The 26,269-nt window shown below is 60.5% G+C and carries 23 protein-coding genes; 13 read left to right on the top strand and 10 right to left on the bottom strand.

All coding sequences use genetic code 11. The annotated features are described in order from the left end of the window. The first annotated feature begins 31 nt into the window (after positions 1 to 31). The 3 genes from polA (at position 32) to AC097W_RS11380 (ending at position 4,911) form a co-directional block, all read left to right on the top strand. Positions 32 to 2,857 (top strand): DNA polymerase I, encoded by a 2,826-nt coding sequence (gene polA / locus AC097W_RS11390; RefSeq protein ID WP_479602672.1) that lies wholly within the window; start codon positions 32 to 34, stop codon positions 2,855 to 2,857. A 103-nt stretch (positions 2,858 to 2,960) separates the two neighbouring features. Then, positions 2,961 to 4,520 (top strand): methyl-accepting chemotaxis protein, encoded by a 1,560-nt coding sequence (locus tag AC097W_RS11385; protein WP_479602671.1) that lies wholly within the window; start codon positions 2,961 to 2,963, stop codon positions 4,518 to 4,520. A 184-nt stretch (positions 4,521 to 4,704) separates the two neighbouring features. Beyond that, positions 4,705 to 4,911 (top strand): hypothetical protein, encoded by a 207-nt coding sequence (locus tag AC097W_RS11380; protein WP_479602670.1) that lies wholly within the window; start codon positions 4,705 to 4,707, stop codon positions 4,909 to 4,911. A 49-nt stretch (positions 4,912 to 4,960) separates the two neighbouring features. Here the strand turns inward: AC097W_RS11380 and AC097W_RS11375 are convergent, their stop codons facing one another. Both AC097W_RS11375 and AC097W_RS11370 read right to left on the bottom strand, forming a co-directional pair. Continuing rightward, a complete protein-coding gene (locus tag AC097W_RS11375) occupies positions 4,961 to 6,553 on the bottom strand; it encodes a sensor histidine kinase (protein ID WP_479602669.1) in 1,593 nt (530 codons plus the stop codon). A gap of 10 nt (positions 6,554 to 6,563) precedes the next feature. Further along, entirely contained in the window at positions 6,564 to 7,277 is a 714-nt protein-coding gene (locus AC097W_RS11370; protein WP_479602668.1) for a response regulator transcription factor, read from the bottom strand. Positions 7,278 to 7,406: 129 nt separating this feature from the next. Between AC097W_RS11370 and AC097W_RS11365 the strand changes: the two genes are divergently transcribed. The 4 genes from AC097W_RS11365 (at position 7,407) to AC097W_RS11350 (ending at position 10,396) form a co-directional block, all read left to right on the top strand. Then, the gene (locus AC097W_RS11365; RefSeq protein WP_479602667.1) at positions 7,407 to 8,003 is read left to right on the top strand and encodes an RNA polymerase sigma factor; all 597 of its coding nucleotides are present in this window, start codon (positions 7,407 to 7,409) and stop codon (positions 8,001 to 8,003) included. Positions 8,004 to 8,019: 16 nt separating this feature from the next. Then, on the top strand, positions 8,020 to 8,463 hold the full coding sequence (gene msrB, locus AC097W_RS11360; RefSeq protein WP_479602666.1) for a peptide-methionine (R)-S-oxide reductase MsrB: 444 nt from the start codon (positions 8,020 to 8,022) through the stop codon (positions 8,461 to 8,463). Positions 8,464 to 8,581: 118 nt separating this feature from the next. After that, positions 8,582 to 9,493 carry a dienelactone hydrolase family protein gene (locus tag AC097W_RS11355; protein ID WP_479602665.1) on the top strand — a complete coding sequence of 304 codons (912 nt, stop codon included), beginning with the start codon at positions 8,582 to 8,584 and terminating at the stop codon, positions 9,491 to 9,493. Positions 9,494 to 9,589: 96 nt separating this feature from the next. Continuing rightward, on the top strand, positions 9,590 to 10,396 hold the full coding sequence (locus tag AC097W_RS11350; protein ID WP_479602664.1) for a ZIP family metal transporter: 807 nt from the start codon (positions 9,590 to 9,592) through the stop codon (positions 10,394 to 10,396). Here the strand turns inward: AC097W_RS11350 and AC097W_RS11345 are convergent. Further along, a complete protein-coding gene (locus tag AC097W_RS11345; protein ID WP_479602663.1) occupies positions 10,384 to 11,346 on the bottom strand; it encodes a LysR family transcriptional regulator in 963 nt (320 codons plus the stop codon). The two genes, AC097W_RS11350 and AC097W_RS11345, sit on opposite strands and share 13 nt — an antisense overlap. An 81-nt stretch (positions 11,347 to 11,427) precedes the next feature. Between AC097W_RS11345 and lysA the strand changes: the two genes are divergently transcribed. After that, positions 11,428 to 12,705, top strand: coding sequence for a diaminopimelate decarboxylase (gene lysA, locus AC097W_RS11340; RefSeq protein ID WP_479602662.1), 1,278 nt, complete (start codon positions 11,428 to 11,430; stop codon positions 12,703 to 12,705). 201 nt (positions 12,706 to 12,906) lie between these two features. Here the strand turns inward: lysA and AC097W_RS11335 are convergent, their stop codons facing one another. From AC097W_RS11335 to AC097W_RS11325, 3 genes are read right to left on the bottom strand one after another with little or no spacing between them, the layout of a single operon-like run. Then, the gene (locus tag AC097W_RS11335) at positions 12,907 to 13,800 is read right to left on the bottom strand and encodes a sulfurtransferase (protein ID WP_479602661.1); all 894 of its coding nucleotides are present in this window, start codon (positions 13,798 to 13,800) and stop codon (positions 12,907 to 12,909) included. A gap of 23 nt (positions 13,801 to 13,823) precedes the next feature. After that, the gene (locus AC097W_RS11330) at positions 13,824 to 14,711 is read right to left on the bottom strand and encodes a DMT family transporter (protein ID WP_479602660.1); all 888 of its coding nucleotides are present in this window, start codon (positions 14,709 to 14,711) and stop codon (positions 13,824 to 13,826) included. Then, positions 14,711 to 15,925, bottom strand: a complete 1,215-nt coding sequence (locus tag AC097W_RS11325; RefSeq protein WP_479602659.1) for an aromatic ring-hydroxylating oxygenase subunit alpha — start codon at positions 15,923 to 15,925, stop codon at positions 14,711 to 14,713. Before AC097W_RS11325 ends, AC097W_RS11330 begins: the two co-directional genes overlap by 1 nt. Positions 15,926 to 16,163: 238 nt before the next feature. Here AC097W_RS11325 and AC097W_RS11320 point away from each other — a divergent pair, with 238 nt between their 5' ends. The 4 genes from AC097W_RS11320 (at position 16,164) to AC097W_RS11305 (ending at position 20,599) form a co-directional block, all read left to right on the top strand. After that, positions 16,164 to 16,427 carry an exodeoxyribonuclease VII small subunit gene (locus tag AC097W_RS11320; protein WP_479602792.1) on the top strand — a complete coding sequence of 88 codons (264 nt, stop codon included), beginning with the start codon at positions 16,164 to 16,166 and terminating at the stop codon, positions 16,425 to 16,427. Then, entirely contained in the window at positions 16,424 to 17,359 is a 936-nt protein-coding gene (locus AC097W_RS11315; RefSeq protein WP_479602658.1) for a polyprenyl synthetase family protein, read from the top strand. Before AC097W_RS11320 ends, AC097W_RS11315 begins: the two co-directional genes overlap by 4 nt. Before the next feature lie 77 nt (positions 17,360 to 17,436). After that, positions 17,437 to 19,323 (top strand): 1-deoxy-D-xylulose-5-phosphate synthase, encoded by a 1,887-nt coding sequence (dxs, locus tag AC097W_RS11310; RefSeq protein WP_479602657.1) that lies wholly within the window; start codon positions 17,437 to 17,439, stop codon positions 19,321 to 19,323. Between the two features lie 196 nt (positions 19,324 to 19,519). Next, positions 19,520 to 20,599, top strand: coding sequence for a TRAP transporter substrate-binding protein (locus tag AC097W_RS11305; RefSeq protein WP_479602656.1), 1,080 nt, complete (start codon positions 19,520 to 19,522; stop codon positions 20,597 to 20,599). Positions 20,600 to 20,660: 61 nt separating this feature from the next. Here the strand turns inward: AC097W_RS11305 and AC097W_RS11300 are convergent, their stop codons facing one another. Genes AC097W_RS11300 through AC097W_RS11285 form a run of 4 tightly spaced genes read right to left on the bottom strand, consistent with a single transcriptional unit; the run spans position 20,661 to position 24,452 of the window. After that, complete coding sequence (locus tag AC097W_RS11300; protein ID WP_479602655.1) at positions 20,661 to 21,323, bottom strand: ABC transporter ATP-binding protein; 663 nt, start codon at positions 21,321 to 21,323, stop codon at positions 20,661 to 20,663. Further along, on the bottom strand, positions 21,320 to 22,000 hold the full coding sequence (locus tag AC097W_RS11295; protein ID WP_479602791.1) for a ProQ/FINO family protein: 681 nt from the start codon (positions 21,998 to 22,000) through the stop codon (positions 21,320 to 21,322). The genes AC097W_RS11300 and AC097W_RS11295 overlap by 4 nt, the downstream gene beginning before the upstream one ends. Before the next feature lie 59 nt (positions 22,001 to 22,059). Continuing rightward, the gene (locus AC097W_RS11290; protein ID WP_479602654.1) at positions 22,060 to 23,838 is read right to left on the bottom strand and encodes a TRAP transporter large permease; all 1,779 of its coding nucleotides are present in this window, start codon (positions 23,836 to 23,838) and stop codon (positions 22,060 to 22,062) included. Positions 23,839 to 23,852: 14 nt separating this feature from the next. Next, the gene (locus AC097W_RS11285; RefSeq protein WP_479602653.1) at positions 23,853 to 24,452 is read right to left on the bottom strand and encodes a TRAP transporter small permease subunit; all 600 of its coding nucleotides are present in this window, start codon (positions 24,450 to 24,452) and stop codon (positions 23,853 to 23,855) included. Positions 24,453 to 24,658: 206 nt separating this feature from the next. Here AC097W_RS11285 and AC097W_RS11280 point away from each other — a divergent pair, with 206 nt between their 5' ends. Then, complete coding sequence (locus AC097W_RS11280; RefSeq protein ID WP_479602652.1) at positions 24,659 to 26,257, top strand: methyl-accepting chemotaxis protein; 1,599 nt, start codon at positions 24,659 to 24,661, stop codon at positions 26,255 to 26,257. The last annotated feature ends 12 nt before the right edge of the window (positions 26,258 to 26,269 follow it).

Genomic DNA, 26,269 nt, shown 5'->3' with positions numbered 1-26,269 from the left:
GTCGGGCACAGGAGGCAGGCAAAATGCAGCCATGACTGACAAGAAAACACTGCTGCTGGTGGATGGCTCCAGCTACCTCTACCGCGCCTTCCATGCCATGCCCGACCTGCGCGCCGTGCCCGGCGACCCCGCGAGCAGCCCCACAGGGGCCATTCGCGGCATGATCAACATGATGCAAAGCCTGCGCAAAGAGGTGCGGGCCGACTACGCCGCCTGCGTGTTTGATGCCAAGGGCCCCACCTTTCGCAATGCGTGGTACCCCGAATACAAGGCGCACCGCTCTCCCATGCCGGATGACCTGCGTGCGCAGATTGAGCCCATCCATGAAGTAGTGGCCCTGATGGGCTGGAAGGTGCTGGCCGTGCCCGGCGTGGAGGCCGACGACGTGATCGGTACCCTGGCCGAGATGGCGTCCCGCCAGGGCATTGAAGTGATTGTGAGCAGCGGCGACAAAGACCTGGCCCAGTTGGTGGACCAGCACATCACCATCATCGACACCATGAACGGCCGGCGCCGCGATGTGGCGGGTGTGACGGCGGAGTTTGGCGTGCCGCCCACATTGATGGTGGACTTTCAGACACTGGTGGGTGATGTCATTGACAACGTGCCCGGCGTGCAGAAGGTGGGCCCCAAGACCGCTGCCAAGTGGCTGCAGGAATATGGATCGCTGGACGCGCTGGTGGCGCGCGCCGACGAGATCAAAGGCGTAGCCGGTGAAAACCTGCGCAAGGCCCTGGACTGGCTACCCCTGGGGCGCCGCCTGCTGACAGTCAAGACAGATTGCGATCTGGTCGACTACGTGGATGGCCTGCCTGCTATGGATTCGATAGCTATCGGCGCAATGGATACGGGGGCTCTCAAGGTTTTTTATGAGAAATATGGATTCAAGGGGCTAGCCCGCGCCATGGAAACCAACGGTGGCGCGACCGGTGCAGGCGCAGACGCCGACGCTGCCCCGCGCAAAGCAGCCGTTGCGGCCCCTCAATCTGCCCGTGCCAACGCCAACGAACCGGGCCTGTTTGATGAGCCTGGTTCCGCGAGTACGCAGGTCAGCAATCTGGCCTACGACACGGTGCTCGACTGGACTCTGTTCGAGACCTGGCTTGCGCGCCTTGAATCGGCTGAACTGGTGGCGCTGGATACCGAAACCAACTCGCTGGACGAAATGCGCGCCGAAATCGTGGGCATCAGTTTCAGCGTCAAACCCGGCGAAGCGGCCTATATTCCGCTGGCCCACAACTACCCGGGTGCACCCGCCCAGTTGCCGCGCGACGAGGTGCTGGCGCGCCTCACGCCCTGGCTGGAAGATGCCACCAGGCACAAGCTTGGCCAGAACATCAAATACGACCGCCACGTGTTTGCCAATCACGGCATCGAAGTGCAGGGCTACGTACACGACACCATGCTGCAAAGCTATGTGCTCGAAGTGCACAAGCCCCACGGCCTGTCCAGTCTGGCCGAGCGCCATGTCGGGCGCACGGGTATCAGCTTTGAAGACCTGTGCGGCAAGGGTGTGAACCAGCTGACGTTCAACCAGGTCGACGTGGCCAAGGCCGCTGAATATTCGTGCGAAGACTCGGACATGACGCTGGACGTGCACCTGGCCCTGTGGCCGCGCCTGCAGCTTGATGCCAAACTGCGCGCCGTGTACGAACTGGAGATTGCCAGCAGCGAAGCGCTGTACCGCATCGAGCGCAACGGCGTGCTGATTGATGCGCCCACCCTCGCCGCACAAAGCCATGAGCTGGGCCTGCGCATTCTGCAGCTGGAAACCGGAGCGCATGAGCTGGCCGGGCAGGTTTTCAACCTGAGTTCTCCGAAGCAGATTGGTGAAATATTCTTCACCAAACTCGGCCTGCCCGTCGTCAAGAAAACCGCCACCGGCGCGCCCAGCACCGACGAAGAAGTGCTGGAGAAACTGGCCGAAGATTTCCCGTTGCCCGCCAAGATTCTGGAGCACCGCGGGTTGGCCAAACTCAAGGGCACGTACACCGACAAGCTGGCCCAGCTGGCCAACCCGCGCACCGGCCGCGTGCACACGCATTACGCGCAGGCCGTGGCCGTGACCGGTCGCCTGAGCAGCAACGATCCCAACCTGCAGAACATCCCTATCCGTACGCCGGAGGGGCGGCGTGTGCGCGAAGCCTTTGTGGCGCCCGCAGGCAGCCTGATTGCCAGCGCTGATTACAGCCAGATCGAGTTGCGCATCATGGCGCACATCAGTGGCGATGAAGCCCTATTGCATGCGTTCAGAGAGGGGCTGGACGTGCACCGCGCCACCGCCGCCGAAGTGTTTGGTGTGCCCGTGGACCAGGTGCTGCCCGAACAGCGCCGTTACGCCAAGGTGATCAACTTTGGTCTGATCTACGGCATGAGCGCCTATGGTCTGGCACGCAATCTGGGTATCGACAATACGGCTGCCAAGAACTACATCACCCGCTACTTTGACCGCTACCCTGGCGTCAAACAGTACATGGATGAAACCCGCCTCAGTGCCAAGAGCAAGGGCTATGTGGAAACCGTGATGGGCCGCAGACTCTACCTGCCCGAGATCAATTCGCCCAACGGCCCACGCCGCGCGGGTGCTGAGCGCGCGGCCATCAACGCGCCCATGCAGGGAACGGCGGCAGACCTGATCAAGCTCAGCATGGTCAAGGTGCAAGAGGTGCTGGACACTGAGAAAAAGGGCACCAAGATGATCATGCAGGTCCACGATGAGTTGGTGTTTGAAGTGCCCGAGGCCGAGGTGGAATGGGTCAAAACCGAGATCCCGCGGCTGATGGCCGGTGTGGCCGATTTGAAAGTGCCTTTGCTGGCCGAGATCGGACTTGGACCGAATTGGGACAAGGCACACTGAAACACAGCAATGTGAGGCGGGCTATGGGTGCCTTGCTCCGCCGATATTTTTGAAAATAGGATCGTTGGCATACGCAATGATCAAAAGAAGCCGATATAACGCCATGAACCTGAAAAACCTAAAAATTGCCGCCAAGCTGTGGGTATTCATTACCCTGGTCATCGTGTCCATTTGCGCGGTCGCCGTGGTGGGGCTGATACGCACCACAGCCATTCTGGCCGAGGGGGATGCAGCCCAAGCGACAGCGCTCGGCTTGGTGCAGGTCACCACGGAGTTGAATGGGCTGACCGAGAACAATGCGACCCGCAACCAGGCCATCATCCTGAGCGATGGGCCGGCGATTTCAACAGCCTTCAAGGATGTGATTACCGCGACCGCTAATCAGGTGTCAGAATTGCAAAAAAAAATGGAGGCGATGCCGCTGACGGACGCCGACCGGTCGCAGTTGCAGAAAATTGCGGACCTGCGCAAGGCGACTCTGGCTGCGCGAGAAAAAGTGCGTCAACTCAAAGTCGAAGGCCGGACCGAGGAAGCCCTTCAGCTCATGAATGCCCAGTACCTGCCCGCCGCGGCGGCTTTTGCCGGCAGCCAGAAGGAACTGACGGCCTTGCAGCGCAAGCGTGTCCAGGAAGTTGAGGCGGACATACAGGCACGCCGCCAGGCCAATAATTTCGGCATCCTGGTGGCGCTGGCGGTTATTGTGGTGGTCGTCTTCGCAGGCACAGCTTGGCTGGTGCGCTCCATCCGAGAACCACTGGAGCAGGCTAATGAGGCGGCAGACCGCATTGCCCGTGGTGACTTGAGTTCCGTGATCGCCACCCGGCGCACCGACGAATTTGGGCAACTGCTGCATTCCCTGGGCGCGATGACCCAAAGCTTGGCCGGTGTGGTCTCGAATGTGCGCCAAGGCTCCGAAGGGGTGGCCACCGCCAGTTCGGAAATCGCCCAGGGCAACCATGACCTTTCAGCCCGCACCGAACAACAGGCCAGCGCCCTGGAGGAAACCGCTGCTTCCATGGAGGAGTTGAGCACCACGGTCAAGCAAAACGCCGACTCGTCCCGCCAGGCCAATCAGCTGGCCCTGAGCGCCAGTTCCGTAGCCGTCAAGGGCGGTGAGGTGGTCGGTCAGGTGGTGGAGACCATGAAGGGGATCAACGAATCCTCGCGCAAGATTTCCGACATCATCGGAGTGATTGACGGCATTGCCTTTCAGACCAATATTCTGGCCTTGAACGCAGCCGTCGAGGCGGCCCGTGCCGGCGAACAGGGAAGAGGCTTTGCCGTGGTGGCTTCGGAAGTGCGCTCTCTGGCGGGGCGCTCAGCCGAGGCAGCCAAGGAAATCAAAAATCTGATCAACGACAGCGTGGATCGCGTGGAACACGGCACCACCCTGGTGGATCAGGCCGGAATCACCATGGCCGAGGTGGTGAGCAGTATTCGGCGAGTCACGGACATCATGGGCGAGATCAGTGCGGCCAGCAACGAGCAGGCCCTGGGCGTGGCCCAGGTGGGTGAAGCGGTGATGCAGATGGACCAGGCGACGCAGCAGAATGCGGCGCTGGTGGAAGAGATGGCGGCGGCTGCCTCCAGCCTCAAGAGCCAGGCGCAGGATCTGGTGCAGACGGTGGCCGTATTCAAGTTGGGTGCAGACGGTCAGCGGTAGAAAGACGCTTGTTGCTGCAGGGATCTCCATTCTCGCCAAGGATAGCGCGATATAGCGAGCCAACCGAATAAGCAAGGCCAGCATTTTCAGGCGCCATTTGACCTATTCGTGCGGCGCCGCACCGACAAAACGCGCCCAAGATGCGACATTGGCTCCGTATCCACATTTCCGAACGGGGAACAAAATGCTTACTTCTATCGAGTCGCTCAGCCTGTCCAATCCGGGTCTTTTGAAGGCATTCAATGACGTTTTTCTGCCGGCCGATTTGGCACCTTCGCCGCCCAGTACAAACCTCCGCCGATTTCCAGTGGGTGAGCTGGCGGACAGCGACCTCGATACGGATTGGGGCGTCCTGAATGCCATGCCTGAAGGTAAAAAAAACTGGATCTAGCCTTGCAGGATTTCGGAATTCTTCAGACTTGGAGTCCTCGCTGACGAAATCAGCGGGCTGGCAGATCCAGCGTCACACACGTTCCTGCCCCCAGTGCACTGCGCACCGTGACGCTACCGTCGTGCAACTCGGCGATGCGTTTCACAATAGCCAGGCCCAGGCCTTTTCCGCCTTCGCTGCTGGCCGGGGCAACGCTGGCGCGGCTTTGGTACAGGCGGTCAAAGAGGTGGGGCAAGTCTGCTTCTGCAATACCAGGGCCTGTGTCGGTCACCGAGACCTGAACCCACTCGTCAGCGTCAGTCCCTGACTTGGGCCTGCGCGTGGCTGAAAGCGTGATGCACCCGTCAGAGGGCGTGAACTTCAGCGCGTTGTCCATCAGGTTAGCCAGTGCGCGCTCCAGTAGTTCAATGTCGACGGAGGCATAAAGCGGAGCCACGGTGTCCCCAATGCCTGGCAGTTCACAGTGCAGCTCAACGCCTTTTTGCGCGGCGCGCTCGCCAAAGCGCAGAGCAATGTCGTCCACCATCTGGCCCAGTTCCAGCACCTCACAATGCAGTTCGAATGCGGGCTCGTCCAGTTGCGCCAGGTCTCCCATGGAGCGCACCAGTTGCGCGGCATTGCGGGTATTGCGCAGCGCCATTTCCACCAGGCGGCCGTCTTCGGTGCGGTCGATGGGAGTGGCTTCGTTGGCCCAGCGTTGCTCCAGGGTTTCCAGGCACGCCACCGTGGCGGTCAGCGGTGAGCGCAGGTCGTGTGAGAGGTTGCTGACGCCTTCGCGGCGAAACTGGTCCAGCTGGCGCAGCGCCTGCCATTGCGCGCGCAGCGTGGCCAGCATGGTGTGAAAGCCTTCGCGCAACTGGTCAAATTCGTCGCGTTTTTCAGCGCGCTTGCGCGGTAGTGCAAGGGCTGGATCGTCGCTCGAAAAGAGGGGGCTCGGGTCCTCAAGGCTGGCGGAACTCAGGCCGTCGCGGGTGGCCCGCGCGACTTCGTTGCTGATGCGCCGCAAGGGGCGAATCACCGCCGCAATAATCCACGCGGCCAACAGCGTGGTTAGCGCCACCACGGCGGCCACAGCGCCCAGCGCCGGACCGGCGAAGGCCGAGCGAAACACGGCAAGACGCCCGGCGGGTGCCGGCTCCTTATGGGTGACCAGGTAGAGGTAGCCTGCTACAGATTCGGTTTTGCGAATGACGGAGCGGCTCAATGCGCGCGCGGCAATGACGGCATTGGCGTCCATGCGTTCCGGGTCGTCACCCATGACATAGGGCATGCGGGTATCCGATGTGTTCCCCAATGCCGCAGCCCTGACGGGAGCCAGTGCGACCTTGAACCCACCGGAAAGTTTGGCACTGCCGGTGCTGGACAGCACCGTGCCGTTGGCATCCAGCAGATAGAGCTGCGTGTCGGCTTCAAAGAGCAGCAGGTTGCGCAGCAAGGTGTTGACATCGTCGGGAAAGCGGTCCTGCATGTCGAGCAGGTTGTCGTAGGTCGCAACCACGCGGCTCAGGAACACATTGGCCCGCTCAAACGTTGTTTCCCGCTCAAAGCGGTCAAACGCCAATGCCACCATGCCAATCACGCCAAGAGCGGTGAGTAACCCCGTGACAAGAATCGTCAGTGCAATTTTGAAGCGTACGGTCACGGTTGCGCCATCACAAAGGGGCTTCACGCATTTTGTAGCCCGCTCCCCGCACGGTCAGTATGAGTTCGGGGCGCAGCGGGTCGTGCTCCAGCTTGGCGCGCAAGCGGTTGATGTGCGTCGTTACCGTGTGTTCGTAGCCGTCATGGCTGTAACCCCATACCGCCGTGAGCAACTGGCTGCGAGAAAACACATGGCCCGGATGCTGCGCAAAGTGCAGCAGCAAGTCAAATTCAAGCGCGGTGAAGTCAAGCGCGGTGCCTTGCATGCGCACCTGGCGTTTGGTTGGCAAAATTTCCAGCGCGCCGTTGCGCAGGGTTGCGGGTTGGGCGTGGGCCGTTGCCTGGGCGGCCTGTAACAACTCGGCGCGGCGCAGCAGCGCCTTGACCCGCGCCAGCAGCTCGGCCATGGAAAAGGGTTTGGTGAGGTAGTCGTCCGCCCCCAACTCCAGGCCCAGCACGCGGTCCAGCTCGGTGGACTTGGCGGTCAACATCAGGATGGGCGCATTGCGGCCCTTGGCGCGCAGGGTCTTGCAGACCTCCAGACCGTCCATGCCGGGCATCATCCGATCAAGAATCAACGCGTCGAAAACCTGCTCGGTCTGGCTGGCCAGAGCCGCCAGCCCATCCGCCACCGCAGTGACCTGGTAGCCCGCATTGCGCAGGTTGAGCACGATCATGTCGCGGATGTCGTCCTGGTCTTCTGCAACGAGTAAGTGATAAGCCATGCGGAATTGTCGGGCAAGCGCGCGGCTTCTTACGCAAATGTTATCGGAATGTGATGTTTGGTGAGCTTGGTGCGATGCATGCCAACCAAACTTCAATCCAACGCAACCCGCTGCTTTGGAGACCCTGCCATGATCACTGCCATCCCTTCTGCTTCAAGTTCCTCTTGCCAGCCTGGCGCTGTTCCGGGCTTGCCCGGGTTGACCTTGACTGTGTTGTGGGACGACTTGCTGCCCCACCGCGACTACCTGATTCGCTTTGCCAAACGCAAACTACACGATCCCGCACTGGCCGAAGACCTGGATCATGACGTCTTTGAAGCGGTTGCTACCGGGCGGGCCAGTTTTGGTGGCCGCTCGGCGCTGCGTTCATGGCTGACGGCGGTGCTCAAAAATAAAATTGTGGACCTGGTGCGCCAGAGATCAGGCACCGAAAGCCTGGACGGCGCGGAGTGCGTGGACGGTAAAGAATGCCCCGCCTTTTCAATCGCATGCTCGCAGCCAAGGCCTGACGAAGTCCTGCAGCAGCGCGAGACGGTTCGCCACGTACTTGCCGGTATCGCGAAACTGCCCAAAAGCCTGCGTGATGCCATCGAGCTGCGCGTATTGCAGGACCAGACTGCGCAAGAGGTTTGCGAAGCGCTGGCAATAACGGAAAATAACCTGTTCCAGCGCATGTTTCGTGCCCGCCAGACGCTGGCCGCGAACCTGTCCATGGTTTTGCATTGAACGGAGTACCAGACTCATGAAACGCCGACACCTGCTGACCTCCCTGTTGCCCCTTGCGTTGGGCCGCGTTGCCTACGGGCTGACTTTGAGCGACGCGCAATGGCGCGCCAAGCTGCCTCCGCTGGCCTTCCACGTCATGCGGGAGCAGGGTACCGAACGGGCGTTTTCCAGCCCCTTGAATAGCGAGAAGCGGGTGGGCACCTACCGCTGCGCAGGCTGCCAGTTGGCGCTGTTCACGTCGGCGATGAAATACGACAGTGGCACGGGCTGGCCCAGCTTCCATTCTTCACTGCCCGGCGTGCTGGACACGCGTATCGACTTCAAGGCGGTTTACCCGCGCACCGAGTACCACTGCCTGCATTGCGGTGGCCACCAGGGGCACGTTTTCAACGACGGCCCGCCGCCCAGCGGGAAGCGGTATTGCAACAACGGAGTGGCGCTGGAGTTTGTTGCAACCTGAGCAGGCGGTTGGGTGCAGTCAGTCAGGGTACGTGTTTCCCCTTGGAAATAACCCCAGAATGCGTCCATCTGCTGGAGGCTGCCTACACTCTCTTTTTTCATTTTCAGGAGACAGACGCATGCTTCACCGTGACCAGATGAATGAACTCGACTCACTGCTGCCTGGCAAGTCCAGCGCAAGCGGAGCGACCCGTCGCACCGCCCTCAAGGTGGCCCTGGGAGCGGGTTATGCCGCGGCGGCTGCACCCATCATGGCGCAAACTGCAATCAAGACGTCTGCGGATGGACTGACCACTGGCGAGGCAATTTATGACGTGGAAGGCTTTTCGGTGCCGTTCTACTATGCAGCGCCCGCAGGTAAGAAAAACCTGCCCGTGATTCTGGTGATTCAGGAAATCTTCGGCGTGCATGAGTACATTGCCGACACCTGCCGCCGCTTTGCCCAAGCGGGTTATCTGGCCATCGCGCCGGAACTGTATGCCCGCCAGGGCGACCCGAGCAAGTACGGCGAAATGGCCAAACTGATCGCCGAAGTGGTGTCCAAAGTACCCGATGCGCAAGTCATGGGTGACCTGGACGGTGCGGTCAAATGGGCCGGCGAAAATGGCGGCAACCTGAAAAAAGTGGGCATCACCGGCTTTTGCTGGGGTGGACGCATTACCTGGCTGTATGCCGAGCAAAGCAAAAACGTCAAGGCTGGAGTGGCCTGGTACGGTCGCCTGGTCGGCACACCTTCGGAGTTCAGTCCGAAAAACCCGATTGACATGGCGTCCAGCCTCAAGGCGCCGGTGCTGGGCCTTTACGGTGGTCAGGACGGTGGAATTCCTCTGACGACGATCAACCAGATGAAAGACGCATTGGCACAAGCGGGTGCCAAGGGCAATGCGGCCGCCAAGGCGTCACAATTTGTTGTTTATCCTGATGTCGGCCACGCGTTTCATGCGGATTACCGTGCCAGCTACCGCAAGGAAGCGGCGGCAGATGGATTCAAGCGTGCGCTGGAGTGGTTCAAGGCCAACGGGGTCGGTTAAGCTGTCCGGTCTTCTGGCAGAAACCGCTCTGAGGGGCGGTTTTCTTTTTGGTGATCATTTTGGGCGTTAGCCCCCGTGCAATATGCGTAGAACGCTATGATTTTAATAGCAATTATCATCGGAACCCTGGTTGCCGGCATTGGCAGCGTGTGGCTGGCGGCCGCCTTGAGTTTTGGTGTGCTGGCCCGTTACACCCAACACATGCTGAGCCTGGCAGCAGGTGCGCTCATGGCCACTGCGTTCATGCACCTGTTGCCCGAAGCCTTTGAAAGCCAGGCCAGCGCCCACGACTTGTTCATGACCTTGTTGCTGGGTCTGGTGTTTTTCTTTCTGCTGGACAAGGCGGAGTTGTGGCACCACGGTCACGAGCACCACCACCTGCCTGACCCCGGCGACGAAACCAATGTGCACAGCGGCCATGGACACGATCACGGACACAGTCACGCACCCCAGCCGGGAAGCTGGGCTGTGCTGACCGGTGACAGCGTGCATTGTTTTGGCGACGGCATTCTGATTGCCTCGGCCTTCATGGCCGACATGCGCCTGGGCGCCATTGCCGCACTGGCGGTACTGGCTCATGAGGTGCCGCACCACATGGGGGACCTGATGGTGCTGCGCACTGGCGCCAGTAACAAACGCATGGCGCTGGTCAAGGTGTCGCTAGCCGGTGCGGTAACGGCTCTGGGCGGGTTGGTGGGCTTCTGGCTGGTGGACCAGTTGCAAGACTACCTGCCGTATTTTCTGGTGGTGGCGTCCAGCAGTTTTGTCTATGTGGCGCTGGCCGATTTGATTCCCCAGTTGCAGACGCGTTTGACGCTGCGCCAGACTTTTGCGCAGATCACCTGGCTGGCGTTGGGGATCGGCATGGTTACTTTGCTGAGTGGCATCGCTCACGGGCATTGAAGGCTGGCGGCAAGCTGGCCCAATTCGTCCGCAGCGCGCATGACGGCATCCACCAAGGCACCGCGCAGAGGGTGGGGCGCTGCGACTTGCGGCAGCAGCAGGCTCACCTGAAACGCAATCGCCACGCGCAAGGGCCGCACCACCACATCAGGGCCGGACAACTCCAGAGCCGTCAGCGGGTTGACAATGGCCACGCCCAGGCCCTGACGCACCATTGCGCACACCGCCACGGCGCTTTCGGTGTCGAGGCACATGTTGCGGCTGACCTGCGCCTCGTTAAACATCTGGTCGATAGCGTGGCGGTAGGGGTCGCCTGCGGCGAGGCTGATGAAGCGTTCGCCTTCAAAATCTGTGGCGTTCAAAACGGCTTTGCTGCACAGGCGGTGGCCGCGGGGCAGCACCGCCACTTCATTGACTTGCAGGAGGGTGCGCAGCTCCACACCCGTGGGGGGCTGGGTGGCTTCGCTCAGGCCGAGATCAAAACGTTGCTCGCCCAGTGCCTGCTCCAGCCAGGGAGACTCCAGTGGGTGCACGCTCACCGCGGCCTCGGGCAGGACACGTGCCAAGTGCACCAGCGCGCGAGGTACCAGCGCATGCGCCAGTGCGGGCAGGCAGGCCAGGCGCAGGCGCCCGCGGGTTTGGGTGCGCAGCTCCTGGGCGCGCGCAGCAATGTGCTCCAGCCCGATGAACGAACGCTCCACCTCCTGCAACAGGGCCATCGCCCGCACCGTGGGGCGCAGGCGGCCACGCACGCGGTCAAACAGATCGAACCCCAGCAGCTGCTCCAGCCGTGCCAGTTCGCGGCTCAGCGTGGGCTGGCTGCTATTGGTGACCTCGGCCGCGCGGCTCAGGTTGCCGTGCAGCATGATGGCCCGAAACAGCGTGAGCTGGCGGTGGGTGATAGCCGGTGCGGGCAAGGGGGATGGCGCAGGTGCGTGCAGAGGGTTCACCTGATAACTATATCCAATATGAATGGATGTAATAAATAAATGGCATTGATTGAATGAATTGAAGTGGGCATGATGTAACCCATGAACCCATTTACTCCTTCTACATTGGCTGCTCTGGCCCAGCAATTTGGCACTCCTGTGTGGGTGTACGACGCCGCCACCATCACCCAACGCATTGCCAATTTGCGCGCGTTTGATGTGGTGCGTTTTGCCCAAAAAGCCAATTCCAACACCCACATCCTGCGGCTCATGAAGAGCCAGGGCGTGGTGGTGGATGCGGTGTCACTGGGCGAGATTGAGCGGGCGCTGGCCGCGGGCTACACCCCGGGCTGGCACACGATTGACGGCGTGGGTCATGCCGAAATCGTGTTCACTGCCGACCTGCTGGACCGTGCGACGCTGGCGCGTGTGGTGGAGCTGAACATTCCCGTCAACTGCGGCTCCATCGACATGCTGGATCAACTGGGCGCGGTTCAACCCGGCCACCCGGTGTGGCTGCGCATCAACCCCGGTTTTGGCCACGGTCACAGCAACAAGACCAATACCGGTGGCGAGCACAGCAAACACGGCATCTGGCACACCGATTTGCCTGAGGCCCTGGCCCGGGTCCGCGCCAATGGCCTGAACCTGATCGGCGTGCACATGCACATTGGTTCGGGTGTGGATTACAGTCATTTGCAAGAAGTCTGTGGTGCCATGGTGGCCCTGGTCGAAACCGTCAAGGCCCAGGGCATGAATTTGCAGGCCATTTCGGCGGGTGGTGGCTTGTCCATTGCCTACCAAGCGGGCGAGCCACCCATCGACACCGCGCATTATTTTGCGCTGTGGGACGCAGCCCGCCAGCAGGTCGCCCAATTGCTGGGCCACGCCGTGACGCTGGAGCTGGAGCCCGGGCGTTATCTGGTGGCCGAGTCCGGCGTGTTGGTGAGCGAAGTGCGCGCCACCAAGATGCAGGGCAGTAAACACTTTGTGCTGGTGGATGCCGGTTTTAGCGACTTGATGCGCCCGGCCATGTATGGCAGTTACCACGGCATGGAAATCATCCATACCGACGGCACCCCCGCCACAGGCGCGCTGCAGGAAACCGTGGTGGGTGGCCCGCTGTGCGAGTCGGGCGATGTGTTCACGCAAGGCGAGGGCGGCGTCGCGCTGACCCGGCCCCTGCCCATGGCGAAGGTGGGCGATTTACTGGTGTTGCATGACACGGGTGCCTACGGCGCGTCCATGTCATCGAACTACAACACCCGTCCGCTGATTCCTGAAGTGCTGGTGGATACCGCTGCAATGGGCGGCCAGGCTCGCCTGATTCGGCGCAAGCAGACGGTCGCGGAACTGCTGTCGCTGGAGCTGATTGATTGATTGATTGATTTTTGGGGGGCAGGAAAGCTGGGTGCGCGATTCTGTTCGTGTCCCCCGGCCGTTGGCCTCCTCCTTGACCTCACTGAATCGCGTACCCAGCCTTCCTGGCCGCTTTTGTAGTTACGCAATCAATCAAGAGCTGCGCTCCGCGCTAAGGGGCGTCTGCGCCGGGGCTGAGTGCTTGTGCGTTCACGGCAGGCCTCAGCCCTGCGCCACCGGCAGACCCGGCGTGTTGCACCATTCGCTCCAACTTCCGGCATAGAGCGCGGTGCGGCCCAGGCCGGCCACTTCCATGGCAATGATGTTGGGTACGGCGCTGACACCGCTGCCACAGTGGTGCACCACGGTGGCAGGGTCGCGGCTGCCCAGTAGCGCCAGAAACTCGGCTTTGAGTTGATCGGCGGGTTTGAATGTGCCCTCGGGCGTCATGTTCTGGGTGAACGGCCGATTCAGCGCGCCGGGAATGTGGCCCGCAACCGGGTCAATGGGTTCCACCTCGCCGCGAAAACGCGGTGCGCCACGGGCGTCGACCATCGTTTGGGCCTGTGGCCCCATACCGTTGTACAGGTTTTTTGCTATGGTTTCAGTAGCTGTCAGCGCAAGCAGCGCGGGGGCTAGCACGTAATTCGATGCTGAAGCGGGGGTTTCAGTGCCGCTGGCAACGGCGCCGCCCGCTGCTTGCCACGCCTGCAAGCCGCCGTCGAGCACGGCCACATTCTCATGGCCCGCCCATTTCAGCATCCACCACAGGCGCCCGCAATAGTTGGCTCCCTGGCGGTCATACACCACGGCCTGCATCGCGTTGTCAAACCCCACGGAGCCCAGCCAGGCGGCGAAGATTTCGCGCGATGGCAGGGGGTGGCGGCCACCGGAGGCGGCAGTGCCGTTCCGCGCTTTGCCCGTTGCGGGATCTTTGGGGGCACTGAGGGCCTTGTCCAGGTGCACGTAGACCGCTTGGGGAATGTGCGCCTCCTGGTACATGGCCTCGCCCGCCTCGGGCTTCATGAGGTCAAAGCTGCAATCAAACACCCTGCTTTTTTGTGGGCTCTCCAGTAGTGTCTTGAGTTCGGATGCAGATATCAGGGTGGTGTACATGGCTTCATGTCCTCCAGGGTGTGTCAGTGTTCTTCAGCGGGCGTATTGGGCAGGGCGCGGGAGCGCAGCACGGTTGCCAGAATGCCGCTGGCCACAATCACTGCAATGCCCGCCCAGCCGATGGGCGCAATATGGTCGCCAAACAGTACCAGACTGTAAAACGAAGCAAACACAATGCCTGCATATTGCATGCTGGCGACCACCAGTGTGGCGCCGTGGCGGTACGCGCGCGTCATGCACCATTGGCCCAGTGACGCCAGCACGCCAATGGGAATCACCCACGCGGCGGCTTGCCAGCTGACTGCAGACCAGGGCGTCAGGCCGGTAAACAGCGTGCCCACTGCGCCGACCACGGCGGTGCCGACCGAGAAGTAAAAAACCGTGCGCTCCTCGGGTTCACCCACTTTGCCCAGAGCCGTGACTTGCAGATAGGCCATGGCCGCTCCCATGCCTGAGAGCAGGCCAATCACCCCGGCAAAGAGCTGGTTCTGATCAATAGTGGGGCGAAGCGTCATCACCACTCCTGCAAAGCCCAGTAGCACGGTGCCCAGGAGTGACCCCTGCTTCTGCGGGGCGCCGTAGAGCAGGGCGCCGCCCACAATGAACGCGGCCACCCAGACACCGCTCATGTAGTTCAGCGTCATGGCGGTGGCGAGTGGCAGGTGGGCAATCGCGTAAAACCAGGAACTCAGCGAGAGCACGCCGATGGTGCTGCGCCAAAGATGCATCATGGGTACGGGGGTGCGCAGGGTGGCACCGCGCGCCCGCACGACCAGCGCCATGAACACGATACTGACCAGGCCGCGGTAAAAGACCAGTTCCAGCGTGCCAAAGCTCGCTGAGGCCACCTTGATTCCTACTGCCATGGTGGCAAACAGGAACGAGGCCAGAACCATCCAGAGGGCTTGCACTAAACCGGGCCCACCTGGTTTACTTGGCCTAACTGACGGCGGTACCACGCGTGGAAGTGCTGCATGCCATCTTCCATGGGGCTCTGGTAGGGGCCCACTTCGTTGTCGCCACGAGCGAACAGCGCGCGACGACCGGCATCCATACGCTCACCGATTTCATCGTCTTCGATGCAGGTTTCCATATAGGCGGCCTGCTGGGCTTCGACAAATTCGCGCTCGAACGCCACGATTTCTTCGGGGTAATAGAACTCCACCATGTTCATGGTTTTGTTCGGCCCCATGGGGTGCAGCGTGGAGACGGTGAGCACATGCGGATACCACTCCACCATGATGTGCGGGTAGTAGGTGAGCCAGATGGCGCCCTGTTGGGGCGCGACCCCGTTGCGGTAGGCCAGCAAAGCCTTTTGCCAGCGCTCGTAGACCGGGGACCCACCCGCCGGGTTGGCCTTGCCCAGGCCTTTTGCCACGCCCACGGTCTGTACCGAGTAGTTGTCCTTGAATTCCCAGCGCAGGTCGTCGCAGGTGACAAATTGGCCCAGTCCGGGGTGGAAGGGGCCTACGTGGTAGTCCTCCAGGTACACCTCGATAAAGGTTTTCCAGTTGTAGTTGCACTCGTGCATTTCGACCTTGTCGAGCACATAGCCTTCAAAGTCGAGTGCTGCACGCGGGCCCATGCCGGCAAGATCGGCGGCCACGTTGCGACCATGGGCCTCAAACAGCAAGCCGTTCCACTCTTGCAGCGGATAGTTGTTCAGGTTCAGGCACGGGTCCTGCGAAAAATGCGGTGCACCAATCAGGGTGCCGGCCTTTTGCACGCCGTTGCCCGTCTGGTTGGAGCTGTAAGTCCAGCGGTGCAGGGGGCAAACGATATTGCCAGCGGAATTGCCGGATGCGCCTTGCGCGCCTGTGAGCGACCCGCGCCCCTTCAGCATGACCGCCTGGCGGTGGCGGCATACATTGGAAACGAGTTCTACCCCTGCGGCATTGCGCACAAGAGCACGGCCCTCCAGTTCCTGCGGCAATGCGTAATAGTCCCCGATGTTGGGAACACTCAGAGCATGTCCCACATAGCGGGGCCCCTGCTGAAAGATGCTTTGCATCTCGCGCTGGTACAGCGCTTCATCAAAATAACTTGAAACGGGTAGCTGGGAGCTGCTGGAAAGGACTGCGGCAGGAATCCGCAGGGATGCCAGGTTAGCTGGCTCTTTACGCAATGGCTGTGAACTATTTTTTTTGCACAAGTTTTGCACAACTCGGTCCTTCTAAGAAGCAAAAGCCCCTCCATGGAGGGGCTTGGGAGACAGCTACCTTGAGAGCTGCCAGAAGCTGCGATTGTAATGCCTTCCGGTTTTTGGTCGTTCACACAGGCGCAAGGGCGGTGCGCTCCGCCCGGAAGGCCATCTCCCAATAGAAAGCCTAAAATCAGCAGGTACCACTTTTATGTCTGTTCCCATGCCCAAGGCCCGCGCCGCTTCCTCATCCGCTTCCCCCGGGTCTCCCGCCGAGGCACTGCCTGCCAGCTATGAGGCCGCCATGCAGGAGCTCGAACAGCTGGTTTCCCGCCTGGATTCGGGCGAGATGCCGCTGGAGCAACTGCTCTCGGGGTACCAGCGCGGTGCACAGCTGCTGCAGTTTTGCCGCGACAAACTGCAGGCTGTGGAAGACCAGATCAAAGTGCTGGACGGCGGAACCCTGAAAGCGTGGAAGGCCCAATGACCCCTGTTTTTGATTTGGAGGGCTGGAGCCGCATACGGCTCACGCAGGTGGAGCAGGCCCTGGACCGCTGGGTAACAGCGGACGCACCCTATGGGCTGGACCATGGAGCTCCCCAAGAATTGGTTGAAGCCATGCGATACGCGGTGCTGGACGGCGGCAAGCGCCTGCGTCCCCTGCTGGTACTGGCGGCGCATGAGGCGGTGAGCAGCAGCGCACCCGACGCGGCATCCGCTGAAGCGGCCATCCGGGCAGCGTGTGCTGTGGAACTCATCCACGCCTATTCACTGGTGCACGACGACATGCCCTGCATGGACAACGACGTCCTGCGCCGTGGCAAGCCCACGGTGCACGTGCAATTTGGCGAAGCCAGCGCCTTGCTGGCCGGAGACGCCCTGCAGGCGCTGGCCTTTGAATTGCTGACGCCGCTGGACGGCTCGGTGCCCGCAGTGACGCAGGCGCGCCTGTGTGCCTTGCTGGCGCGTGCCGCAGGCAGTGCCGGCATGGCCGGAGGGCAGGCGATTGATCTGGCCAGCGTGGGCCAGCCGCTGACGGAGCGGCAGTTGCGCGAAATGCATGAACTCAAGACCGGCGCCTTGTTGCAGGGCAGCGTGGTGATGGGTGCCCATTGTGGTGCGCCCGACGCGCAGGCCCTGTCGGCTCTGGAATCCTATGGGGCGGCCATCGGGTTGGCGTTTCAGGTGGTGGACGATATTCTGGACGTAACCGCCGACTCCGCTACGCTGGGCAAGACGGCGGGAAAAGATGCCCATAACGACAAACCCACCTATGTGTCTCTGTTGGGGCTGGAGGCCAGCCAGCACTATGCGCAGCAGTTGCTGACGAAGGCCCTGGCAGCGCTGGACTCCAGTGGGCTCGCCCAGACCCAAGCCTTGCGCGCATTGGCAGACATGGTGGTCAACCGGACCTGCTGATTGGGCTGACCTGTTTGTATGGAAAGAACCGCTAGCCACCTATTTTTATGCGTAAGCAGCTCCTAAAACAATAGCATATGTCGAAAAATCTGTATCCCTTGCTGCACACCATCAACGACCCGACAGACCTGCGCAAGGTGCCGCGGGCGCAGTTGCGCGAACTCACGGACGAGCTGCGCGCCTACCTGCTGGACAGTGTTGCTAAAACCGGCGGCCACCTGAGTTCCAATCTGGGAACCGTTGAGCTGACCGTTGCGTTGCACTACGTCTACAACACCCCGCAGGACCGTCTGGTTTGGGATGTGGGTCACCAGACTTACCCGCACAAAATCCTGACCGGGCGGCGTGACCGCATGTCCACCCTGCGCCAGTTGGGGGGCTTGAGTGGTTTCCCGCAGCGCGAGGAAAGCGAGTACGACAGCTTTGGTACCGCACACTCCAGCACATCCATTTCGGCCGCGCTGGGCATGGCGGTGGCGGCGCGCATCCAGGGTGAAGACCGGCATGCCGTGGCCATTATTGGGGATGGCGCACTGACCGCAGGCATGGCCTTTGAAGCGCTCAACAACGCTGGTGTGGCGGATTGCAATCTGCTGGTGATCCTGAACGACAACGACATGAGCATCAGCCCGCCGGTGGGGGCACTGAATCGCTACCTGGCCCAATTGATGAGCGGAAAATTTTATGCGGCGGCCAAGAACGCGGGCAAGACGGTGCTCAAAGGTGCACCACCCTTGTTTGAGCTGGCCAAGCGGTTCGAGGAGCACGCCAAAGGCATGGTGGTGCCCGCCACGCTGTTCGAAAAGTTCGGTTTCAACTACATCGGCCCGATTGATGGGCACGACCTGGACTCGCTCATTCCCACGCTGGAGAACATCAAGCTGCTCAAAGGTCCGCAGTTCCTGCATGTGGTGACCAAAAAGGGCCAGGGCTACAAGCTGGCTGAGGCCGATCCGGTGGCCTACCACGGCCCTGGCAAGTTCGATCCCGCGGTGGGTCTGCAAAAGTCTGTAGTGGCTCCCAAGACGACCTTCACCCAGGTTTTTGGTCAGTGGCTGTGCGATATGGCTGCGCACGATCCGCGGCTGGTTGGCATTACACCGGCCATGCGCGAAGGCTCTGGCATGGTGGAGTTTGAAAGGCGCTTTCCGGCGCGTTACTTTGACGTCGGCATCGCGGAGCAGCATGCCGTCACCTTTGCCGGTGGCTTGGCCACTGAAGGTCTGAAGCCGGTGGTGGCGATCTACTCCACGTTTCTGCAGCGCGCCTATGACCAGCTCATTCACGACGTCGCCATCCAGAATCTGCCGGTGGTGTTTGCGCTGGACCGTGCAGGACTGGTGGGTGCCGATGGCGCTACCCACGCCGGAGCCTATGACATCGCATACCTGCGGTGCATTCCCAACATGAGCGTGGCCTGCCCGTCGGACGAAAACGAATGCCGCCAGTTGCTGAGTACCGCGTTTGCGCAAAACCATCCGGTCGCAGTACGCTATCCGCGTGGTGCCGGCGCTGGCGTGGCGGTGCAGGCCTCTCTGGAGGGTTTGCCCTTCGGCAAGGGCGAAATTCGTCGCCAGGGCAGTGGTATTGCCATACTGGCCTTTGGTACCTTGCTGCACCCTGCGCTGGAGGCGGCACAAGCCTTGGGTGCGACGGTCGTCAACATGCGCTGGGCCAAGCCGCTCGACACCGCGTTACTTTTGCAAGTGGCCCGCAGTCACCAGGCGCTGGTCACATTGGAAGAGGGCGCGGTGATGGGCGGCGCAGGCAGTGCGGTGAACGAAGCGCTGCAGGCGGCGGGCGTTATGGTGCCGGTGCTGCAACTGGGCTTGGCGGACACATTTATCGAGCATGGCGATCCGGTTCGCCTGCTGTCCCTCCAGGGGCTCGATGCTGCGGGCATTCAGGCATCGATCACACAGCGCTTTCCCGCTTTGCTCACCCCCTTGGTGCGCGCGGCCTGACGCGGCCCCATGCAGGCGGTGCCGTAGCTTTCAGAATACTGAAGGGAACGGCCGGTTTGGGTGTTTTCAAGGGAAAACCCCCACGATTGGTGTCACTGAGGTTTCTACAATTGCGGCTGACTCGTGGCAGTCGTTGCAACGCCGAAAACATCTGCATTGCAAGATTGTTCAATAAATCCTTACCGGAGTAAAACAAATGGATCGTCGTTCAATCATCAAGCACGCAGGCGTCGCTGGCGTGCTGGCTGCAGGCGCTGCGCCTGCAGCGCATGCGCAATCCGCCATTCGCTGGCGCATGGCTTCCAGCTTTCCCAAGTCGCTTGACACCATTTTTGGCGCGGCAGAAACGTTTGCCAAAAAAGTGGGCGAAATGTCGGGTGGCAAGTTCACCATCACCACCCATGCTGCAGGCGAGTTGATGCCAGCATTCGGCGTGGTGGATGGGGTGCAGAACGGTACCGTCGAGATGTGCCACACGGCGCCTTACTACTTTCATGGCAAGGACGAAACCTTTGCGCTGGGTTGCGCAATTCCCTTTGGCTTGAATAGCCGCCAGATGAGCGCCTGGATGTACGAGGGCAATGGCCTCAAGCTGATGCGCGAGTTCTATGCCAAGTACAACATTATCAATTTCCCGGGCGGCAACACCGGTGCCCAGATGGGTGGCTGGTACCGCAAGGAAATCAAGTCGGTCAAAGACATCAATGGCATGAAGTTCCGCGTGGGTGGCTTTGCTGGCCGCGTGTTTGAACGCATGGGTGGCGTGCCACAAAACATTCCTGGTGGCGAAATTTATCAGGCGCTGGAAAAAGGCACGATTGATGCAGCGGAGTGGGTGGGCCCCTACGATGACCAGAAGCTGGGCTTCAACAAGGTCGCTCCGTTTTACTATTACCCAGGCTGGTGGGAAGGCGGTCCACAGCTGGACTTCTTCATCAATGACAAGGCGTTTGCCGCTTTGTCTCCCGAGAACAAGGCCATTGTGGAGTGCGCTGCCGCGTTGGCACACTCGGAGATGCAGGCCAAGTACGATGCCAAGAATCCGACCGCACTGAAGCAGTTGGTGGGTGCCAAAGTCAAGGTGCTGCCGTTCCCCAAGGATGTGCTGGACCTGGCCTTCAAGGAGTCGATGCAGTTGTATTCCGAGATCAGCGCCAAGAACCCCAACTGGAAAAAAGTCTACGACGACTACGCAGCGTTCCGCCGCGACCAGAACCTGTGGTTCCGCTTCACCGAAATGCGTTTCGATCAATTCATGCAAGCGCAGAAGCTGTAATCGTCCGGGTGCTTCGGCCCTGTCAACAAGCCCCGCACTGCGGGGCTTTTTTCCGTTCAAACTACTGACTGTCCAGGTCGATTGTTGCCGCCAGGGTGACATCGTCAGGCGCTTCGTAGTCCGCTAGCACCCATGTGCGTGCAGGGTGAGCGGCAGCGTTGTTCAAAAGCGTCTTCACAACCAGGATGGACGCTTTGTCGAGTGCTGCAAAGGGTTCGTCCAGCAGCGTGACAGGCGCACCGGATGAAAAAGCAGCCGCCAGCCATACTTTGCGTTTGGACCCGGTTGACAGCATGTACATCGGCTTGTGCTGATGCTCCAGCAGCGAGAAGCGGTCTACCAATTCATCCAGCATTTTCGGGTCGAAAAATGCGTAGCGGGGAAGTAGGGACTTGAAGTAATCAACGGGCGTGATCTGATCAAGCGCGGTTGACCGTGGATCGACCCAAAATACCTGCGCGCGGTACGCGACCGGGTCGCGGAGCAGGTCATTGGAGTTGATTCGCAAACGACCCGCCTGGACTGGCAGATCGCCCGCCATCAAGCGCAACAGGGTGGTCTTTCCACTGCTTTCGTCGCCTCGCACTGCCGTGACACCGGGCGCAATGCAGATAGACCAGTCCGAAAACAATGCGCGCTGCGGGTAATGGAAAGAAAGGCCCTCGATTTCCAGGATGTGGGAGGCCGTACCGGCCGCCGCTTGGGCCGAATGGAGGGGGCTCACGTGTTGGCGGGGCGGGCACGCTCCAGCATGCGGGTGACGGCGCGGGGGTCCATGCCGTACATGTCGGCAAACACCTCAACGGTCTGGCCACTCGCCTCAAATGCCCGCAGCAGCGCTTCGTTCTTTGCGCCTTGGGCCTCGGCCTCGGTCAGCACTTCGTCCAGCATGGCATTGGCCGCTTCGTCCCGGCTGTGAACGAGCGCAGCATAGGCGAGGGCCGACAACCCCGACTCCTCAAAGGCTTGTGCAACACGTGCGCGCAGTCTGGGACGCAAGTCTTCATTGGAGCGGCCCTGGCGGCGGCGAAACACCTCCAACAGTGCGTGGTGCACATGCTCGGGTGCCATGGTCTCTACGGCCTGCCCCAGAAGGTCATGACGCTGCTGGCCGGCCGCTACGGCAGCAAGGTAGCGTGTGGAGCGGGTGTGCATCGATAGCGCCGCCTTGAGGGCTTCCCGTTCGAAGACCTCTGGGTGGGCTTCAAGCAGGTCTTGAAAAATGCCGCGCTTGAGTGGCAGGAAAACGGCACCAAACAGATTGGGGTACAGCGCGGCCAATTTTTCGAGCACCGGGAAAACGTCGGGCTTGGGTGCACGGGGCTTGGCTGCAGTTGCAGCCGATGGAATATTTTCCGCGTTCTCGGCGGTGACTGCGGTGTCTGGCGTGGTGTCGGTCATGGGCAAAAGAGTGGGGGAGTCAGGAGAAAAGCCCTCCATCATGCCAGTAACGCGCGTTGTTACTTTTTGACGTCCTTGTCCATGGAATCCTGCATGGCTTTCATGGGGTCGTCTTCGGCCGGCACGCCTTCTGCAGCAGACGCTGCCGAAGCCCCGGCTTCTGGAATAGCGGCCGCAGGTGCGTCTTGTGCCGTTATGTCGGCTTCCATCTGTATTTGAACCTGGTTGAGGTCTACCCTGACAGTTTTGTCGAGGCCGCTGGACACAATGCCGGGGAAGAAGATGATCAGGCCCACCATGATCACCTGGATGACCACAAACGGTACGGCACCCCAATAGATTTGCATGGTGGTTACGGGCTGAATCGTCTTGCTGGTGACACGGTCGGTGTATTCCTTGTTCGGAGCCACGCTGCGCAGGAAGAACAGGGCAAAACCAAACGGTGGATGCATGAAGGATGTCTGCATGTTGACGCCCAGCAGCACACCGAACCAGATCAGGTCAATGCCCAGCTTCTCGGCCACGGGAGCCAGCAAGGGCACTACGATAAAAGACAGTTCAAAGAAGTCCAGAAAAAACGCCAGGAAGAAAATCAACAGGTTGACTACGATCAGAAAACCGGTCTGGCCGCCGGGCAGGCCGGTTAGCAAATGTTCCACCCATTTCTGTCCATCGACACCCTGGAAGACCAGGCTGAAGATGGTGGAGCCAATCAAAATGAACACGACAAAACACGCCAGCTTGGTGGTGGATGTGAGCGCCTGTTTAAGCAATTTGAAGCTCAAACGACCACGGACCATTGCCAGAATGAAGGCGCCCAATGCACCCATGGCGCCGCCCTCCGTCGGAGTCGCGATCCCCAGGAAAATCGTGCCCAGCACCAGGAAGATCAGTAGCAGCGGCGGAATCAGCACAAAGGTCACGCGCTCGGCCATGCGCGACAGCAGGCCCATGCGGGTAATCTTGTTGATCGACGCGATCACAAAGGCCAGCATGACACCGGAGCACATCGACACCACGATGGTTTCATCGGTAGCAACCGTCTCTACCAATTCGCCCTTGAACCAGGTCAGCACGCTGGCGTAGTGTTCACCAAAATACACGGCGACACCGGTGGAGACGATCGTCAGAACCAGCAAGGACATCAGACCACTTTTGCCGTCATCTTCGCGAATAGTGCGCGCTTCAATCGGCAGCGCTGGAACCAGTGCCGGGCGGAAGATCGCCACCAAAATGACGAATACCACGTACATCGCCGTCAGCATGAAACCGGGGATGAACGCACCCTTGTACATGTCGCCGACGCTACGGCCCAATTGGTCAGCCAGAATAATCAGCACCAGCGAAGGCGGAATGATCTGCGCGAGCGTTCCCGACGCGGCAATCACACCCGACGCAATGCGCCGGTCATAGCCATAGCGCAGCATGATGGGCAACGAGATCAGACCCATGGAGATGACGGATGCAGCCACCACTCCGGTGGTCGCGGCGAGCAGGGCACCCACAAAAATCACGGCAAACGCCAAACCACCGCGCACCGGGCCGAATAGCTGGCCAATGGTTTCCAGCAGGTCTTCGGCCATGCCGCTTCGCTCAAGAATCAGCCCCATGAGCGTGAAGAACGGGATGGCAAGGAGCGTGTCGTTCTGCATGATGCCAAACAGGCGCAGCGGCAAGGCTTGTAGCAGGGCTTCGGGCAGCACGCCCAGTTCCACACCAATGAAGCCAAAGAACAGGCCGCAGGCACCCAGACTGAACGCGACGGGAAAGCCCATCAGCAAGAAGACGACCAAGCCCGCGAACATGATCGGGGCCATATTGTTTGCAAAAAATTCCATGAGTGGCTCCAGGATCAAGCGGCTTTGTTTTTGGATTCAGCAAGGCGTTGAATCGCCTCAGCCAGCTCTTCTTCGGCGGTTTTTTCGGCTTTCTTGGCGGTGGGGTCCTCAATCAAACCTTGCAGGAACGCCAGACGCTTGATCAGCTCCGACCAGCCCTGCAGCAACAGCAGGGAGAAGCCCAGCGGAATCATGGCGTACACCGGCCAGCGGATCAGGCCCCCGGCATTGGACGAGATTTCGCCCGACTGATAGCCCTTCAGGAAAAAGGGTACGCCGTACCAGAGGATGGCCAGGCACACCGGCGTCAGGAATACCGTGAAGCCAAAGACGTCGAGCCACATCTGCGTGCGCTTGGACATGCGGCTGGACACCACGTCAATCCTGACGTGTTCACCCTGGAGCAGGGTGTAGCCCGCAGCCAGCAGAAACGATGCGGCAAAAAAGTACCACTGCACTTCCAGGAATGCGTTGGAGCCCACGTTGAACACTTTGCGGATGATGGCGTTCACGCCGCTGATGATGGTGGACGCCAGAATGAGCCAGATCACGTATTTGCCGATCAGGCTATTAAGCCAATCCACGGCTTTGGAAAATTTGAGTAAGGCGTTCATTTTTTCTCCGGAAGCAAGAGGGTGTTACCCACCACCCTGGGTGGGCTGGGCCAGCGGCAAAGTCTATAGCCTATTACCCGGAATGGCTTTAGAAAAGCTGACGGGATTCGGGCTTTTGAGGTCGGGTAAACCCGGGGTTTTCATGAATTTGTCATATTCCAGGGGCAAGATCAGACGACTGGTCATTGACCGTCAAGGATGTTGTTATGTCATGGCTAGCCCAATTCCGCATTCGTTCGCGGTTACTTTTGCTTCTGGTTTTCTCGGTGTTTTCGTTGGTGTTTTTGGGTGGGTTTTCGTCCTGGATGATCAAGCGCGAAGCCGATCGCTCCACTGCGTTTATCGATGTCGAATTTGCTTCGGTACAAGCGCTGAGCGACGTACGCGCAGCGGTTGGCAACGCCCGCAGGTATGAGAAAGATATCTTTCTCACCATGGGCGATGAAAAAGAGACTGCGCATTACGTTTGGCTGTGGAAGGCCGAGTGGGTTCATATTGGCAGTGCCATCGCCCGTGCAACAGAGGTTTCTCAGCCGACCGAAGTGGCGCTGCTCGCCGACATGCAAAAGAGTATGGACCGTTACTCCGCAGGCTTCAAAGGCATTCTGGGCCAACTGGAGCGAGGCGAATTGAATGATCCGTGGGCCGCCAATGCGTCGATGGCACCACTCAAGGATGAATTTCGCAAAGCCGACAAAGCCTTTGCGGACCTGAGCGCCATGGTGGAGAGCAGGGCCGGGGAACGTCGCAAAAGGCTGGCCTTGACGGCGGCTGAGGCCCCGTGGCTCGTGCTCATGGCAACCGGCCTGATGTCGGTCTTCGCCACCCTTTTGGCCTTGGCAATCGTCAAGTCCATTCTGATGCCCATTCGTGATCTGCAGGCCACCGCGGGTGCGTGGGGGCGGGGTGATCTGACGGCGACAGTGGACGTTAACGGGCGAGATGAAATTGCGGATGCCAAACGCGACCTGGAGAAGATGCACCGGTCGCTGTCCACGCTGGTCGCTCAGGTGCACTTCGGGGTTGAAATGGTGAACGGCAATACATCTGAAGTTGCGCGCGCCAACGAAGAACTCTCGGGGCGTTCGGATCGGGCCGTGCGCGCGTCACAAAAAATAGCCGCGTCGATTGAGCACCTGCTGGTGGCGGTCAAGCACACGTCCGATTCAGCCAGTCAGGCCGTCGACACGGCCAGTAGCGCTGCACAGGTGGCGGCCCAGGGGGGCGCTGTGGTGGCCCGGGTTGTCACCACGATGGACGATATCAACGCGTCTTCCCGCAAGATTGCCGACATCGTCAGCGTGATCGACAGCATTGCATTTCAGACCAACATTCTTGCGCTCAACGCCGCTGTGGAAGCGGCCCGTGCCGGCGAACAGGGACGCGGCTTTGCTGTTGTCGCCACCGAGGTGCGCAGTCTGGCCGGACGCTCGGCTGATGCGGCGCGGGAGATCAAGTCCATCATCGCGTCCTCCGTGGAGAAGGTGAAGCAGGGGTCCGAACTGGTAGCCGATGCGGGGCGCACCATGCACGAGATTGTGGCCAGTGTGGAACGTGTCTCGGGAGTGATTGATGCTATCCGGGTTGCCGCCAATGGCCAGCACGAGGGCATCAGCCTGATCAGTGCGGCCATGGGCGGCATCGATCAGGCGACGCGCCACAACGCGAAAATGGTGGAGCAGTCCGTTGCGGGGGCACAGGGGCTTTCGCAGCAAACCCAACACCTGCGCGGAGCGGTCTCGGTGTTCAAGCTGGCAGGCGAACATGTGGACTTCAGGCCGCTAGCCCTCGCCAATTATGCGTAAGCAGCTATCAAA

The organism is Rhodoferax sp. GT1R46, assembly GCF_056521285.1.
This window is presented reverse-complemented; position numbering and strand designations above follow the sequence as displayed.

Coding starts and splice junctions, on each gene's coding strand:
- polA (WP_479602672.1), top strand. CDS start 32: ATGACTGACAAGAAAACACTGCTGCTGGTGGATGGCTCCAGCTACCTC.
- AC097W_RS11385 (WP_479602671.1), top strand. CDS start 2,961: ATGAACCTGAAAAACCTAAAAATTGCCGCCAAGCTGTGGGTATTCATT.
- AC097W_RS11380 (WP_479602670.1), top strand. CDS start 4,705: ATGCTTACTTCTATCGAGTCGCTCAGCCTGTCCAATCCGGGTCTTTTG.
- AC097W_RS11370 (WP_479602668.1), bottom strand. CDS start 7,277: ATGGCTTATCACTTACTCGTTGCAGAAGACCAGGACGACATCCGCGAC.
- AC097W_RS11365 (WP_479602667.1), top strand. CDS start 7,407: ATGATCACTGCCATCCCTTCTGCTTCAAGTTCCTCTTGCCAGCCTGGC.
- msrB (WP_479602666.1), top strand. CDS start 8,020: ATGAAACGCCGACACCTGCTGACCTCCCTGTTGCCCCTTGCGTTGGGC.
- AC097W_RS11355 (WP_479602665.1), top strand. CDS start 8,582: ATGCTTCACCGTGACCAGATGAATGAACTCGACTCACTGCTGCCTGGC.
- AC097W_RS11350 (WP_479602664.1), top strand. CDS start 9,590: ATGATTTTAATAGCAATTATCATCGGAACCCTGGTTGCCGGCATTGGC.
- lysA (WP_479602662.1), top strand. CDS start 11,428: ATGAACCCATTTACTCCTTCTACATTGGCTGCTCTGGCCCAGCAATTT.
- AC097W_RS11335 (WP_479602661.1), bottom strand. CDS start 13,800: ATGTACACCACCCTGATATCTGCATCCGAACTCAAGACACTACTGGAG.
- AC097W_RS11320 (WP_479602792.1), top strand. CDS start 16,164: ATGCCCAAGGCCCGCGCCGCTTCCTCATCCGCTTCCCCCGGGTCTCCC.
- AC097W_RS11315 (WP_479602658.1), top strand. CDS start 16,424: ATGACCCCTGTTTTTGATTTGGAGGGCTGGAGCCGCATACGGCTCACG.
- dxs (WP_479602657.1), top strand. CDS start 17,437: ATGTCGAAAAATCTGTATCCCTTGCTGCACACCATCAACGACCCGACA.
- AC097W_RS11305 (WP_479602656.1), top strand. CDS start 19,520: ATGGATCGTCGTTCAATCATCAAGCACGCAGGCGTCGCTGGCGTGCTG.
- AC097W_RS11295 (WP_479602791.1), bottom strand. CDS start 22,000: ATGACCGACACCACGCCAGACACCGCAGTCACCGCCGAGAACGCGGAA.
- AC097W_RS11290 (WP_479602654.1), bottom strand. CDS start 23,838: ATGGAATTTTTTGCAAACAATATGGCCCCGATCATGTTCGCGGGCTTG.
- AC097W_RS11285 (WP_479602653.1), bottom strand. CDS start 24,452: ATGAACGCCTTACTCAAATTTTCCAAAGCCGTGGATTGGCTTAATAGC.
- AC097W_RS11280 (WP_479602652.1), top strand. CDS start 24,659: ATGTCATGGCTAGCCCAATTCCGCATTCGTTCGCGGTTACTTTTGCTT.